Consider the following 14,585-nt stretch of genomic DNA (forward strand, 5'->3'; position numbering starts at 1 on the left):
ACACGACCGTTAAGCCCTCCAGCGCCAATGGTACTTAGACCGCAGGGTCTTGGGAGAGTAGGACGTCGCCAAGCACGAGAGACCTATCGCATGTGATGCGATAGGTTTTTTGTTTTTTCTACTATCACCAAAAACGCGATAAAACAAGTAGGCCTTAGAACGCTCTAAGCGAGCATCTAAGGCCTTTTCATTAGCGGCGGTAATAGGAGGCTTCTCTGGATTCAAGCCGAAGCACGCCGTCATTCTGTTCTTTACGAAATGAGAAGGATAGAAGCAACCGCGGAATGAGCAGCCATAAATGCCAGCTTACGATGCTTATCATCAATGATTCCTTAATCCAAGGGTATAGAAGGGCTACAGTACATAAGCCAATCCAGAACATATGGCGATGCACCCGGCGAAATAAAAGAAGCTTAATATCGTTGGCAGGCTTAAACCCAATCCACGGAGGCGTAATTCTCCAAATCCATTTGCGGTCGGCAGCTTCGTCTACTCCAATAAAGGTAACAAGGATAATTGCGATATGTATGATTTGTACGACCGCAAATCCGAATAACCAGGAGAATAATCCGTCCATTTGATACATGAGTACTTGAAAAGCGAGAAATATCGCTGCTATGAGAATATGGCTTTGGATGAGCTCAGGACGAATAAGCGTTCGTTTTACAAGCTGGTATTGATAAATGGTAGCATTTTTTTGCTCGGATAATTTTTGATGCATAGTTAGGCGTCCTTTCTTTATCAACCTGACAAGTGACTCTCGTTAACTATATCGGTATTTACTGGCTAACTATCCATAGCTTTGACGAAACAATTTTCTAGAAACAGTAACCATTAGCCCAGATGGGGCATACGATATATAAATATTTGAAATGCACTATGAAACAAGTATAAAAAGATAGACTATGTGTCATAATAGTAGCTATATAGGAACAAGCAGAAAGCGGGGATTGTTATGGACGATAATCGCGAATATCAATGCAATATTTGCAGCGAAACGAAAGAAGAAGGTCAAGGTATCCGAATTGTGACGGGTTTCATCTGCGAAAGCTGTGAGACGGAGATGGTCAAAACGGATGTTAAGGATGCCAAGTATCCATTTTTCATTCATCAGATGAAACAAATATTTTTAGGAAAAAATGCATGAGCGGTTTCTGATTACAGAAGCTGCTCTTTTTTTGTATAAGGTTAAGGTACAATAGAGTAAATCAGAGTTATGCATGCATATTGAAGGGATTGTCATTATATAATGAAGCCATTTATAGCACCTGTATTCGAAGCTTTACTCCAGTATGCCAAATCAGCAGGTACGGGGTTCCACGTGCCAGGCCATCATGGTGGAAAAGCGCTCAACCAGCCAGGATGGTCCGATTCAACAAATGCGAGGGTAATTGAATATTTTCAAAAAATGATGGAAATTGACGTGACAGAGCTCTCGTCAACAGATGACTTGCATCATCCGGAGGCTTCCATTAAAGAAGCTCAGCAGTTAGCGGCCCTTACTTTTGGCTCAGATGAATCTTATTTTTTGGTAGGAGGCAGTACTTCAGGGAATATTGCTTTGCTGCTAACGGTCTGCGAACCGAATGATTTAGTGATCGTACAGCGCAACGTACATAAGTCGGTTCTTAACGGCTTGCGCTTAGCAGGAGCCCGTGCTGTGTTTCTATCGCCTGATTTGGAATCGAATTCCGGATTAGCGACCATACCTTCTGTTCAGGATGTGAGAGCAGCGCTTGCTAAATACCCGGAGGCGAAAGCAGTCTTTTTATCTAACCCTAATTATTATGGGATGAAGGTTAGTCTTGCTCCCTATGCAGAAGCTATCCACCAATATCATATACCGTTATTAGTTGATGAGGCACATGGAGCGCATTTTGGCATGCACAGCGACTTTCCGCGGTCTGCGATATTAGAGGGGGCAGATGCAGTCGTACAGTCGGCTCATAAGACGCTGCCTACTTTGACTATGGGAGCACTTCTACATGTTAAAGGTGACCGAATCGCGAGAAGCGTGTTAGGCCAGTCGTTAGCGATGATTCAAAGCTCAAGTCCATCATTTCCGATTATTGCGTCTATCGATATTTCCCGAGCAATGATTGATGCGTTAGGCCCGGCTATGTTCGAACAAAGCTTGAACGCGGCAGAAGCCTTCCGTACGTGGTTAATCGGCCAAGATACAGATATTTGCGAAATGATAATAGAAAGAGGAACCGTGCCTGAACTTAGCGTGGATCCATTGAGAGTCGTGCTTTTCGATAAAACAGGCAGGCAGACGGGCTTTGAGCTGCAGATAATGCTGGAGTCGCATGGTTGTTATATAGAGATGGCAGATCCTCGATATATTGTTCTGGTTTTTGGAATTCAGACCTCATTGCTTGATATAAAGAAGCTTCAAAATGCAATTATACAGCTGGACGAGAGAAGCTCGAAGCAGGGAAAGGGTATTAAGGAACAAGGATATGAATGCAGCTTCATTAAGCCTGATGAGAACCGGATTTCGGAGCCTGTTTCGTTTGCGAGAGCCAGGTTTAAGAATGAAGCAACGGAACGCATACATTTAGACAATTCGGAGCACCATATTTCGGCCGAGCTGGTTGTACCTTATCCGCCAGGCATTGCCGTGCTCTATCCCGGCGAAAAGATTATGGCTGCAGCGATAACACGCATTAAGGAGCTGTCGTCGGCAGGTGCTAAGTTCCAAGGTGCAAGCGATAGTCAAATGAAAACAATCGCGATATACCGCGAGTAGACGGATTGGCAGATGCTTTTGAAAAATGAAGTATTTCTTCATTGTGCAAGGCATACTGCTTTGTTAATATAGAAGAAAGTATAGTTAACATAAACGTTAGGAGAAGCCTTAGCTTTGAGAAAAGGTATTTTCATCACCATAGAAGGCGGCGAAGGAGCCGGCAAATCGACACTGATTGAACAGCTTTCGAATATAATGCTTCAAAGAGGAGTAGCGGTTATTACAACGCGAGAGCCTGGCGGAATTCCAATATCGGAGCAGATCCGAGCCGTTATTCTGGACCGCAGTCATACGGCAATGGATGCTAGAACAGAGGCACTGTTATATGCAGCAGCCCGTAGACAGCATTTGGTGGAGAAGGTCGCACCAGCGCTGGAGCAAGGACAAATGGTCATATGCGATCGGTTCGTAGATAGCAGTCTGGCTTATCAGGGGCATGCTCGCGGTCTAGGAATGGATGAAGTATGGTCGATTAATCAATTTGCGATTCAGGAGCTTATGCCCGATTTGACTATCTACATGGATATTTCTCCAGATGTCGGTCTTAAGCGTATCGCCGATGCTTCCGAGCGCGAGATTAACCGATTGGATCTTGAGAAACATTCGTTTCATGAGAAGGTTAGAGAAGGCTATCTGTTGCTGTTGCAGCAAAATCCGGATCGAATGGTGTTAATTGATGCCGAACAACGTCCGGAAATGGTGTTTAATGACGTTTTAGGGGCAATCGACGGTCGATTTGCAGGATTTTATGCAACCGATGTCAAACTTTAAAGAGTAGACATTTTTATTGCAGGCAGCTTTCACTTTGAGATCGCTCTCAAAGGGGCTTGCGGTCGATGAGCATGAGCATGAACCATCAATAACCTATTCTAATAGTAGTCAAGGGGGAATGAAGATGAAATTAGTAATCGCGGTTATTCAAGATAAGGATAGCAATCGACTGTCAAACGCGCTTGTGCGCGAAGGATTCAGAGCGACAAAGCTTGCAAGCACCGGCGGATTCCTAAGAGCGGGCAATACTACTTTTATGATCGGTATAGAGGACGAAAGAGTGCATGAAGTATTGCAGGTTATAAATGCGAATTGCAAGGTGCGGGACCAACTGGTTACTCCTGTATCGCCAATGGGCGGTTCAACCGATTCATATATCCCTTTCCCCGTCGAAGTTCAGGTTGGGGGCGCGGCAGTATTCGTCATACCAGTTGAACGATTCGAGCATTTCTGAATGGGCGTGACAAAAAATGAAAATTGATCAGGGTTTCAGGCCGTTAGGGCAAAACCGTACAAATAACGATGCGTCAAGCAAGCAGGTTCAGCCTAAAAATTTTGCGGACGTCATGATACAACAGGATGCTGACCGCACTGCAGAACAGCTTCAGCTGAAGCTGCAGGATATTCACAGGCAAGGCGAGCGGCTGAGCCGAATTATGACAGTGCGGGAATTAAAGCTATACCGTCAAATGATTAAAAAGTTTTTGGAGGATACGGTCAGGCGCGGTGTCGTGTTGAAGGAGGTCAAAGGCTTTGATCGCAGAGGGCGTATCAAACGATATAAGCTCTTGGATGAGATTGATGCCACACTGATAGCCATGGCCGAAGACTTGCTCGACAGCGAACAAGGAAGAATCGACTTGCTTAACAAAATTGGCGAGATAAGGGGCCTGCTAATCAATTTGTTGTTTTGATTAGCTGGCCGTAGGGAAAGGTAAGGAACGGCTATGAGCCTTGAACAAATTCCAGGGCAATGGAAGGCACAGCGAATTCTCTCGCATGCACTGCAAAGCGGAAAGGTTTCTCATGCTTATTTATTTAACGGACCTTCAGGCACAGGACGTATGGCGATGGCTCGTGAATTCGCAAAGGCATTGTTCTGTACGGCAGGAGGCGCAGACTCATGCGGAGAATGCCTGGAGTGCAGAAAGTTCGAACATGGGAATCAAACGGATTTAACGATTATAGCACCGGATGGCCAATCGATAAAAATCGACCAAATACGGGAACTGCAACGTGATTTCTCCTATCGCAATAGTGGAACGAAGCGAAAGGTATATATGATCGAGCAGGCTGACAAGATGACGATGCAGGCGGCAAACAGTCTGCTTAAGTTTCTGGAGGAACCCCTATCACCGGTAGTTGCTATATTGATAACGGACAATGGACAAGCTGTTCTTCCAACGATCCGATCACGAACGCAGTGGGTACCTTTTCTTCCAATGTCGCCTGAGAGCATGCTGCAGGTTCTGATAGCTGAGGGTGCACCATCCATTCTGGCTCGAACGGCAGTCCATTTAACGTCGGGTCTGGATGGAGCGAGACAATTTCTCCAGCAGAATCAGTTTGCAGAAATTAGAACCCTAGTGATACAATTAGGCAAGGAGAGTTTGACCCGATTCACCGCGGCGATGATCACTGCTGGACAGCAGCTTTTCAAAACAGATTTAGTGGAGCATACACAGCTGCTGCTGTCGTTATTAGTTATATGGTTTAAAGATTTGATACAGTTCCAGGCCGGAAGGCAGGACAACATCGTTTTTATAGATCAGTTGGATTGGTTAAGCAAGCATGCATTCAATCGTTCGTTCGCAGGTTGGGTATCCTGCATCGAGCATACGTTAGAAGCGAGTAAGCGTATGCGCGCAAATGTTACGCCTCAGCTCGCATTTGAGCAACTATTGGTAAACTTACAGGAGGGCTAATTCTTGTATAATGTCATCGGTGTCCGTTTCAAGAAAGCGGGCAAGATCTATTACTTTGATCCGGTTGAGCATCCCGTGGATAAGGAGCAACATGTTATTGTTGAAACAGCACGCGGAATCGAATACGGTAAAGTGGTGGTGGGACAGAAGCAAGTCGGTGAATCGGATGTCGTTCTTCCTCTTAAGAAAGTGATACGTATTGCAAGCGATGTGGATGCGAAAGTTGTTGAAGAAAATCGCGCTGCAGCCAAAAATGCGTTTTCTACTTGTCTTGAAAAGATAAAAGGACATCAGCTGCGAATGAAGCTGGTTGATGTCGAATTTACGTTTGACCGCAACAAAATTATATTTTACTTTACGGCAGAAGGCAGAGTAGACTTCCGTGAGCTAGTTAAGGATCTTGCAAGCGTGTTTCGTACCCGGATTGAGCTCAGACAAATCGGAGTTCGTGATGAGGCGAAAATGCTAGGCGGGATTGGCCCATGTGGACGGGTATTATGCTGCTCCTCTTGGCTGGGCGATTTCGAGCCCGTATCCATTAAGATGGCCAAGGATCAGAATTTATCGCTTAATCCAACGAAAATATCAGGATTATGCGGACGCCTCATGTGCTGCCTGAAATATGAGCATGACAATTACGAGAGCATCCGCGAGGAGCTTCCGGCAATTGGTAAATTCGTAGTCACCTCATATGGTGAAGGTAAAGTAACGGGTATTAACACATCCACCAAAAGCGTGTATGTGCAATTATTTGATACACCAGGTAAACCGAAAGAACTGTCGATGGATGATGTTGTCATCAAATAAGCGGCAGAGTGCGATTCTCACGGGTGAGGTTACACTCACGCTTGAAGCTCTGGGGTGGGAACTTGGAGAAGAACAAGATTTTTGCGAAAATGGACGAGTTGGATAGCCAAGTAGGCGTGTTCCATAAGGAGCTTACCGATTTGAAGCAGAAGGTAAAAGAGCTGCTCGAGGATAATAAGCGTCTGAGTGAGGAGAACAACCAGCTGCGTCAGTTGTTTAAGAGAGAAGCAGAGCTGGAGCGCGAAGTAGTTAAAGCGCCAGCCAAAGGCAAGAAGCCTGGGGCAAACCAAGAAATTCTTGTTCCACCTGATCAAGCATTCGCAGAAGCGAGCGTCGCGATCGGAGAAGGACATGACAATTTGACCCGGCTGTACCACGAAGGATTCCACATATGCAACGTATATTACGGGCATTTGCGGACGGAGGGAGACTGTTTATTCTGTCTTTCCTTTCTAAATAAATAATGGAATCCATATCGACATGCCGTCCTTGCCGCAAAGGGCGGTATTTTTATTCACATATAGCTTTACAATAATGAAAACAAACCAGGACGAGGAGCGGCTTACAACGTGTCGGAACAAATAATTTTAGCAGCAAATGAACGGCTTGATGATCTCATGACAGAATCAGGCTTGAAAATTATACAAAGCAGGGAAGTGTTCAGCTTCTCGCTAGACGCTGTATTGCTTTCCCGATTTGCAAGTATTCCGAAGCATGGCCGTATCGTTGACTTATGTACGGGAAATGGCGTTATTCCTATGCTGCTGACGACAAGAACGAATGCAAAGATTGATGCGGTTGAGATTCAACCAAGACTTGCCGACATGGCTAGAAGAAGCGTTGAGCTCAATCAGTTAACGGAGCAAATTACAGTAATTGAGCAGGATCTTAGATTGTATCCTAAGCTGGCGGGAAATGGGGTATATGATGCAATTACCGTTAATCCGCCTTATATGCCGGTCACAGCAGGCGAGCAGAATGAAAATGAGCATTACGCAATAGCCAGACATGAGATTCATTGCACGCTTGAGGATGTGGCAGAGGCTTGCTCGAGGCTTGTACGTCCAGGCGGAAAGGTGTCGATGGTGCATCGTCCGTCCAGGTTGCTGGATATTGTTGAAACGATGCGCAAATGGAGACTTGAGCCTAAGCGCATCCAATTTGTCCATCCACATGCAAATGCTGAGGCTAATATGGTGCTCATAGAAGCGATGCGTGATGGCAAACCGGATATTAAGCTTCTCCCGCCTATTATGGTTTATGAGAATGGGGTGCAAATCGTTTGAATATACAAAAAAGCTTTGCTAACGCAGCAGCGTCCGGCACAGGCAGCCTTTATCTCGTCGCTACGCCAATAGGAAATCTGGAAGATATGACCTTCCGTGCGATTCGAACGCTTAAGGAGGTGCAACTCATTGCAGCAGAGGATACGAGACAAACGCGCAAGCTGCTTACCCATTTTGAAATTCCGACGCGAATTGTAAGTTATCATGAGCATAACAAGCGGGCTAGCGGTCCTGAGCTGATCAGATTGCTGCTGGAAGGACAATCGATTGCGCTCGTTAGCGATGCGGGCTTACCGGCGATATCAGATCCAGGTGCAGACCTAGTGAAAGAAGCTATCGCGAATAACATTCCGGTCATTCCCATTCCCGGCGCTAACGCTGCTTTGTCTGCGCTAATTATATCGGGTTTGCCGACTGAGCGCTTCTTGTTTGCAGGATTCCCTCCACGAGAGAAAAAATCATTAACCAAATGGCTGCAAGAGCTGCAAGGTCAAGTTGGGACGCTTCTATTCTACGAATCTCCGCATCGAATCAGTAAAACGCTTGTCATTCTACGCGAAGTTCTTGGAGACCGCCAGATCGCATGCGTAAGAGAGCTAACGAAACGCCATGAGGAAGCCATACGCGGAAGTATCTCGGAATGTATAGATTGGTTCGAGGAGCATCTGCCCCAGGGGGAATTTTGCGTAGTTGTAGAGGGAGCAGGAGGAATAGGCGCAAATGAGCAGCCCGTCGCAGAGAACTGGTGGTCTGAACTAGACCTAGAGGCGCATGTTGCTCATTACGAAGAGCAATACGATCGCAAGGAAGCAATCAAAAGAGCTGCGATTGACAGGGGATTACCTAAGCGTGACGTATATAATGAAGTAAATAGATGAAAATGAGTTAAAAAAAGGAAATTTGGACAAAAAAAGACCTTCCTGGCCGGGTTCAAGCACAGGAAGGTATCAAGGAGTATAAAAAAGGTTAGAATTAACAAGTTGATAAGTACAGTATAACCTATTTTTTTTATTTTGTCACAGGTGTTGGCATCTCTGACAAACAAATATGACAAACTATTTTTCCTTTAAAATAGGAAACGTTTTCTGCGTTGCCGCAGAAGATACATGCAGGTTCGTATTTCTTAAGCATGATACGCTCACCGTCTACGTAAATCTCAAGCGCATCTTTCTCACCTATACCGAGTGTACGGCGAAGTTCGATTGGTATAACGACGCGTCCCAGCTCATCAACTTTACGAACAATACCAGTAGATTTCATCATAATCTATCATTGCCCCTCTCAAAATACGATTCGCCATCGTTCGACATTGTTTTTACTTTTATGAATATTATAATACCAACGATTACCATAATAGTCAACTAAGAATATTGCTTATAAGTACCGTAGTAGTGAGTATTTGACTAGATACAAAGGTCATATTACTCTGTAATAGAATACAACAGCTTCGACAATTTGGAAACTAAATTACGACACTATTCGACATCATATTCGGTTAATGTGTCGAAAATATGAACAAAGGAGATGAGAGACGATGAAGCAACCGCTGACAGAAGAGAAGGTTTTTAAGGATCCGGTTCACAATTATATCTATGTGCAGGACCAAACGATTTGGGACCTAATCAATACAAAGGAGTTCCAAAGATTGCGCAGAATACGGCAATTAGGAACGTCTTATTTAACTTTTCATGGCGCTGAGCATAGTCGATTCTCGCATTCGCTCGGTGTCTATGAAATTACACGTAAAATCATATCGCAGTTTGAGCGCAATGGTTATCCGGATTGGCCAGCCGAGGAGAAACTGGTCTCATTATGTGCAGCTTTACTTCATGACGTTGGCCATGGCCCATTCTCCCACTCGCTAGAAGAAGTATTCGACACGGATCACGAGCAGTGGACCTGCAAAATTATTCTGGAGGATACGGAGATTAACCGGGTACTGCGTTCCGTATCTGAACAATTTCCAGAACATGTGGCGGCTGTCATCCAAAAAACGTATCCCAAGCCCATTGTCGTTAGTTTAATATCGAGTCAAATGGATGCGGACAGAATGGATTATCTGCTCAGAGATGCTTATTTTACAGGCGTTAACTATGGAACCTTCGATTTAGAGCGCATTTTGCGTGTATTACGTCCCTATAAAGGGAAAATTGTAGTTAAAGAAAGCGGCATGCATGCCGTTGAGCATTATTTGATGTCCCGTTACCAAATGTACTGGCAGATTTATTTCCATCCTGTTACAAGAAGCTCGGAAATTATATTACGTCAAATATTTCGTAGAGCACAGGAGCTTTATGTGGGTGGCTATGTTTTTGAATGGATGCCGACACCGATTATGCGGCTAATTCAGAATACAATGACGGTGCAGGATTATTTGAAGCTTGACGAGGCACTGGTTCAAACGGCATTCACGCAATGGTCGGAGGAGACTGATCCCCTATTAAGCGATCTTTGCTGTCGGTTTATGAACCGCCAATTATATAAGTACATAACCATTGATAACCCTGATGAAGCGCTATTAAATGAGATAAGCGATTGCTTCTCTTCTATAGGAATGAATCCCGAATACCATATGGAAATTGATTACCCATTCGACTTGCCGTATGACGTGTACAGGCCGGATAAGAAAGAAGGCGAAAAGAAAGAAAAAGCGCCGATTTTGTTGCTTGATGGCCAGGATGAAATAAGCGAAATATCTGCCAAATCCGACATCGTTCGCTCGATAACAGGTCTGCACCAAGGCCAGTATCATCTCTATTATCCGGAAGAGCCGCTCAAAAAAAATATACCATCCATCCCGGATTCATTAAAAAAAATATTTAAACTTGATTAAAGGAGCTCACACGAACATGACATTGCTATTTGACACGCACACCCATTTGGATTCAGATAAATTTGACGAGGATCGTGACGAAGTGATTCAGCGCGCGAAGGACGCTGGGGTGCACATGCTCGTCAATATCGGCTTTAACCGTGAAACGATCCCCACGACGATGGCTCTAGCCGAGAAATACGATTTTATTTATGCAGCGGTAGGCTGGCATCCCGTAGACAGCATTGACATGCGGCCAGATGATCTGGAATGGATTGAACGGCTTTGCTCCCATGAGAAGGTCGTTGCCATTGGCGAAATAGGGCTCGATTATCACTGGGATACCTCGCCCAAGGATGTTCAGCAGCGTGTATTTAGGGAGCAGATCCGACTAGCCCGCAAGGTTGGAAAACCGATTGTCATTCATAACAGAGATGCTCACGAGGATGTTATTCGCATACTTCAGGAGGAGAATGCATCCGAGATCGGTGGAGTCATGCACTGCTTCTCAGGGAGCTGGGAAACGGCTAAGCAATGCCTGGATATGAACTTCTATATTTCATTCGGAGGACCGGTTACATTCCAAAATGCAAGGGCGCCAAAAGAGGTGCTTAAACAGGTTCCGCTCGACCGGATTTTGATTGAAACCGATGCTCCTTACTTGTCTCCTCACCCCTTCAGAGGGAAGCGAAATGAGTCAGCTTACGTACTGCGCGTAGCGGAGACGGCAGCTGAATTATTAGGCAAATCTGTAGAAGAAATAGCCTTAATTACGACCGAAAACGGTAAAAAATGTTTTGGTATTGTATAAAAACGAGAGAAATGGAGAGAATGAGAGACCTTTATCGCGTAAAAACTAATTTTTATAGCGAATATCGCTTAATTTTTCCGTCTTTATCCACCTTTTTCGCTTAAATCGTCTTTTATCGTATCTTTACAATTCACCTCGTATGAGGGTATGATTCATCTCAGAGCTTTAAAATTTTGTATTGGATTTCCAGTTTGCGCTTAATCTCCAAGTTGGAGAGCGGGGGAACCAGATGCGGGAAAGCGTTCCGTGTTTTGAATTCTTCAGGGGTGAATTTTGCAGCCATTGCCATGAGCATTGTTTTGCGAATAGGGCGACTCTCTTGTCCGAATCCGTCAGCTAACCTCGTAAGCGTTATAGAGAGTGATCAACCTCGTGCATCCATTTTCTGTATCCCAGTGTAATCAATTACTCGGGAAGCCACGAAACAGATCCTCTGTCGACGGCTTCTTTTTATTTTCGAATAATCGAGAATTTGTCGACATAGGGATAAAAGATGGGGGTGCCTGGATCGATATAGCAGTACTGGATTGCGTGCTTGCACGCCAATATACTATAGTCGCGTCAGTTGTATCATGCGTAACACTTGGCGGCGGGGCTATGAAGGAGGACCGATGAAGTGGGAATACTCCAGGTTAAGGACACCCATGGGAAACGATCATCCAGCATGTCTTTCGCATTGCGATGGAAGCGTGAAAACTTGCGTTTGATTCTTTTGAGTGCTACTATCTCAATCGCTATGACTTTCATGTTTTTGGTGTTGTTGTACGGAACGGCTGTCAAAAGCGTCTCCGTAGTAGTGAACGGACAAGAAACCATTGTAGAAACGAAGCAATGGGTCCTGCAACGCCTACTGGATGAACAAGCTATCGCAATTGGACCACATGATGAGGTGTCCATACCGCTTAATGCGGCTATAAAGGACGGAGATCGTATTGAGGTGACTCATGCGATACCGGTAATTGTGAAGGCTGATGGCAAGACCTCTACTGTGTACACGACAGAGAGAACAGTGCAGGCAGCGATCGAGGAATTACATATTCCAGTTCGTGATCAAGATAAAGTTCAACCTCCGCTACATACCGTTCTGGATGAAGAGCTTACGGTAACCGTTGTTCGCGTCGACACGAAGGTGGCAGAGTCCGAGCGCTCCATGCCATTCTCGATCGTGAAGAAGTCAGACCCGACACTGACTGCAGGCAAGGAAAAGCTTGTGCAGACGGGTAAGGAAGGTCTCATCGTTGAGAGCATCGAGAAGCAATATGAGGACGGAGTTCTTATTTCGAAGAAGATGGTCAGCAAGGTTGTCCAGACAGCTGCAGTTGATCAGGTCGTAGCCATTGGCACGAAGAAGGAAGAGCCTAAGGTGACGGTTCTCTCCAGCAAAAGCCCGAGCATGGCATCGCTAACCAAAGGCGGCGTTAATTTCAAGGCCAAAAGCGTTCTTAAAAACGTTACGCTAACTGCCTATTCAGCAGGCGTAGCTTCGACAGGCAAAGAAAAGGGCCATCCTCAATACGGAATTACAGCTTCGGGAACGCAGGTCCAAGAGGGACGAACGATTGCCGTAGATCCCAAAGTCATTCCAATCGGCTGGTGGGTATATATAGAAGGAATAGGTTTCCGTCGTGCCGAGGATAAGGGCAGCGCGATTAAAGGAAACAAAATTGACGTATACTTTGATAGTACAAAGGTCGCGAATAAGTTCGGCAGAAAGAAAGGCATAACCGTTTATGTCCTTGGGCCGAATAAGCCTACTGCAAGCTAAAAAAGCAGCGTTACCATCAGCTTATCGCCATTATTAATTAAATATGCCATCATAAGGAGAGGCACTGCCTCTTCTTTTTGCATGTTTCGGAGTAAATGGAGCTTATGTAGAAAGGAATTGGCTTGATGATTAAACAGATCATTGTCGTTGAAGGCAAGTCTGATACCGTTGCTATCAAACGTGCGGTGGAGGCGGATACAATAGAAACCAATGGTTCGGCTATTGGCGAGGATGTCCTCAGAAGAATCGCGTTAGCGAACGAGCGCCGCGGCATCATTATTTTTACGGACCCAGACCATGCGGGCGAGCGTATCCGTAAAATCGTTGCGCGTCATGCGCCTGGCTGCAAGCATGCCTTCTTGCCGCAAGAGAAGGCCCTGTACAAGGGGGATATCGGAATAGAGAATGCGAGCCCGGAAGCGATCCGGACTGCACTCTCTGAGCTTCGTACAGAGTCGATGGATGAAGCGGGGGAAGTAAGCTTGGAGGACTTAATGGAAGCGGGCTTGATCGTGCATCCGGATGCGTCTAATCGGCGATTGATTATAGGCAAGCTGCTAGGGATCGGTTATGCGAACGGCAAGCAGTTTTATAAGCGCTGTATAAGCTTTCAAATAACGAAAGCAGAGTTTATTGCCGCATATCGGAAAATGGAAGAACAATTGGAGGGCGAGATTGGATGAGCAGTCAAGAACGGAATGAAGCGGGCAGTAAAGCGGCAGTGAAGCAAGCTGCGATTGAAGTGGCTACACCGAAACGGACCAAAGAGATCATCGCCAAATATGGTTTCTCATTCAAGAAAAGCCTAGGTCAAAACTTTTTGATCGATCAAAATATTCTAAACAACATTGTCGCGGCTGCCGAGCTTGATGAAACAAAAGGGGCGCTTGAGATTGGCCCGGGTATTGGCGCGCTTACACAAAGGCTGGCACAGGCAGCTGGCAAGGTGACGGCCGTAGAGATCGATAATAGGCTTATTCCGATCCTGAAGGATGTCCTTGCAGAAGAGACCCATACGACTGTTATCCATGGCGACGTGCTTAAGCTTGATTTGAAGCAGTTATTTGCGGAGCACTTTGCAGATGTATCCGGTGTGAGCGTCGTAGCGAACCTGCCTTATTACGTGACTACGCCGATTCTGATGAAGCTGCTTGAGGAGAAGCTGCCGCTTGAGCATATCGTTGTGATGATCCAGAAGGAAGTAGCGGAGCGTATGGCTGCAAAGCCAGGCGGCAAGGAATACGGAAGTCTGAGCGTTGCCGTACAGTACTACTGCGTGCCTAAGGTTGTTTGTACGGTGCCGCATACGGTATTTATACCGCAGCCCAATGTCGATTCCGCTGTTATTAAGCTTTCCCTGAGAGAGAAGCCGGCTGTCGATGTCCCTGATGAGGACCATTTCTTCCGCGTCGTGCAGGCGAGCTTCGCACAGCGCCGAAAGACGCTGGCTAATAATCTGACCGCGTTTGTCGGCAAAGAGCGCCGGGAAGCTTTGACAGAGATGCTCCTAAAAAACGATATTGACCCGATTAGACGGGGAGAAACGCTGTCTCTTGAGGAATTTGCCCGCATTAGCCGCAGCATGATTGAAGCTGGCTGGGGTACCCAGAGCGTTTCGTCATAAAAATACTCACCATTCGCCCTGTCTGCCCATAG

The 14,585-nt window shown here is 45.7% G+C and carries 17 protein-coding genes and 1 riboswitch; of the genes, 15 read left to right on the top strand and 2 right to left on the bottom strand.

Annotation, left to right across the window (positions count from 1 at the left end; all coding sequences use genetic code 11):
- Positions 1-190: 190 nt before the first annotated feature.
- On the bottom strand, positions 191-721 hold the full coding sequence (locus tag AC0YN3_RS30090; protein ID WP_475778598.1) for a transposase: 531 nt from the start codon (positions 719-721) through the stop codon (positions 191-193).
- Between the two features lie 234 nt (positions 722-955).
- Here AC0YN3_RS30090 and AC0YN3_RS30095 point away from each other — a divergent pair, with 234 nt between their 5' ends.
- The 10 genes from AC0YN3_RS30095 (at position 956) to rsmI (ending at position 8,419) form a co-directional block, all read left to right on the top strand.
- Entirely contained in the window at positions 956-1,147 is a 192-nt protein-coding gene (locus tag AC0YN3_RS30095; RefSeq protein ID WP_183571197.1) for a sigma factor G inhibitor Gin, read from the top strand.
- A gap of 102 nt (positions 1,148-1,249) precedes the next feature.
- Complete coding sequence (locus AC0YN3_RS30100) at positions 1,250-2,752, top strand: aminotransferase class I/II-fold pyridoxal phosphate-dependent enzyme (protein ID WP_475778599.1); 1,503 nt, start codon at positions 1,250-1,252, stop codon at positions 2,750-2,752.
- A 114-nt stretch (positions 2,753-2,866) separates the two neighbouring features.
- Positions 2,867-3,523: a dTMP kinase gene (gene tmk / locus AC0YN3_RS30105; RefSeq protein ID WP_475778600.1), complete on the top strand. Its 657-nt coding sequence runs from the start codon at positions 2,867-2,869 to the stop codon at positions 3,521-3,523.
- A gap of 124 nt (positions 3,524-3,647) precedes the next feature.
- The gene (locus AC0YN3_RS30110; RefSeq protein WP_137186827.1) at positions 3,648-3,977 is read left to right on the top strand and encodes a cyclic-di-AMP receptor; all 330 of its coding nucleotides are present in this window, start codon (positions 3,648-3,650) and stop codon (positions 3,975-3,977) included.
- Between the two features lie 16 nt (positions 3,978-3,993).
- Positions 3,994-4,437 carry a YaaR family protein gene (locus AC0YN3_RS30115; protein WP_475778601.1) on the top strand — a complete coding sequence of 148 codons (444 nt, stop codon included), beginning with the start codon at positions 3,994-3,996 and terminating at the stop codon, positions 4,435-4,437.
- 33 nt (positions 4,438-4,470) lie between these two features.
- Complete coding sequence (gene holB, locus AC0YN3_RS30120; RefSeq protein WP_475778602.1) at positions 4,471-5,448, top strand: DNA polymerase III subunit delta'; 978 nt, start codon at positions 4,471-4,473, stop codon at positions 5,446-5,448.
- Between the two features lie 3 nt (positions 5,449-5,451).
- Positions 5,452-6,255 (top strand): PSP1 domain-containing protein, encoded by an 804-nt coding sequence (locus tag AC0YN3_RS30125; RefSeq protein WP_053373398.1) that lies wholly within the window; start codon positions 5,452-5,454, stop codon positions 6,253-6,255.
- A gap of 62 nt (positions 6,256-6,317) precedes the next feature.
- Entirely contained in the window at positions 6,318-6,719 is a 402-nt protein-coding gene (locus tag AC0YN3_RS30130) for an initiation-control protein YabA (RefSeq protein ID WP_475778603.1), read from the top strand.
- 153 nt (positions 6,720-6,872) lie between these two features.
- A complete protein-coding gene (locus AC0YN3_RS30135; protein ID WP_475778656.1) occupies positions 6,873-7,541 on the top strand; it encodes a tRNA1(Val) (adenine(37)-N6)-methyltransferase in 669 nt (222 codons plus the stop codon).
- Positions 7,538-8,419, top strand: coding sequence for a 16S rRNA (cytidine(1402)-2'-O)-methyltransferase (gene rsmI, locus AC0YN3_RS30140; RefSeq protein WP_475778604.1), 882 nt, complete (start codon positions 7,538-7,540; stop codon positions 8,417-8,419). The genes AC0YN3_RS30135 and rsmI overlap by 4 nt, the downstream gene beginning before the upstream one ends.
- A 130-nt stretch (positions 8,420-8,549) precedes the next feature.
- Here the strand turns inward: rsmI and AC0YN3_RS30145 are convergent, their stop codons facing one another.
- Positions 8,550-8,804 (bottom strand): AbrB/MazE/SpoVT family DNA-binding domain-containing protein, encoded by a 255-nt coding sequence (locus AC0YN3_RS30145; RefSeq protein ID WP_028609554.1) that lies wholly within the window; start codon positions 8,802-8,804, stop codon positions 8,550-8,552.
- Positions 8,805-9,075: 271 nt separating this feature from the next.
- Between AC0YN3_RS30145 and AC0YN3_RS30150 the strand changes: the two genes are divergently transcribed.
- The 5 genes from AC0YN3_RS30150 (at position 9,076) to rsmA (ending at position 14,553) form a co-directional block, all read left to right on the top strand.
- The gene (locus AC0YN3_RS30150; protein WP_475778605.1) at positions 9,076-10,374 is read left to right on the top strand and encodes an HD domain-containing protein; all 1,299 of its coding nucleotides are present in this window, start codon (positions 9,076-9,078) and stop codon (positions 10,372-10,374) included.
- Between the two features lie 22 nt (positions 10,375-10,396).
- A complete protein-coding gene (locus AC0YN3_RS30155; protein ID WP_475778657.1) occupies positions 10,397-11,164 on the top strand; it encodes a TatD family hydrolase in 768 nt (255 codons plus the stop codon).
- 184 nt (positions 11,165-11,348) lie between these two features.
- Positions 11,349-11,530, top strand: a riboswitch (cyclic di-AMP (ydaO/yuaA leader).
- Positions 11,531-11,780: 250 nt separating this feature from the next.
- Positions 11,781-12,929 carry a ubiquitin-like domain-containing protein gene (locus tag AC0YN3_RS30160; protein WP_475778606.1) on the top strand — a complete coding sequence of 383 codons (1,149 nt, stop codon included), beginning with the start codon at positions 11,781-11,783 and terminating at the stop codon, positions 12,927-12,929.
- Positions 12,930-13,054: 125 nt separating this feature from the next.
- The gene (gene rnmV, locus AC0YN3_RS30165; RefSeq protein WP_475778607.1) at positions 13,055-13,612 is read left to right on the top strand and encodes a ribonuclease M5; all 558 of its coding nucleotides are present in this window, start codon (positions 13,055-13,057) and stop codon (positions 13,610-13,612) included.
- Complete coding sequence (gene rsmA, locus AC0YN3_RS30170) at positions 13,609-14,553, top strand: 16S rRNA (adenine(1518)-N(6)/adenine(1519)-N(6))-dimethyltransferase RsmA (protein WP_475778608.1); 945 nt, start codon at positions 13,609-13,611, stop codon at positions 14,551-14,553. The genes rnmV and rsmA overlap by 4 nt, the downstream gene beginning before the upstream one ends.
- Positions 14,554-14,585: the final 32 nt, after the last annotated feature.

The sequence above is a fragment of the Paenibacillus sp. J22R232 genome (assembly GCF_056269165.1).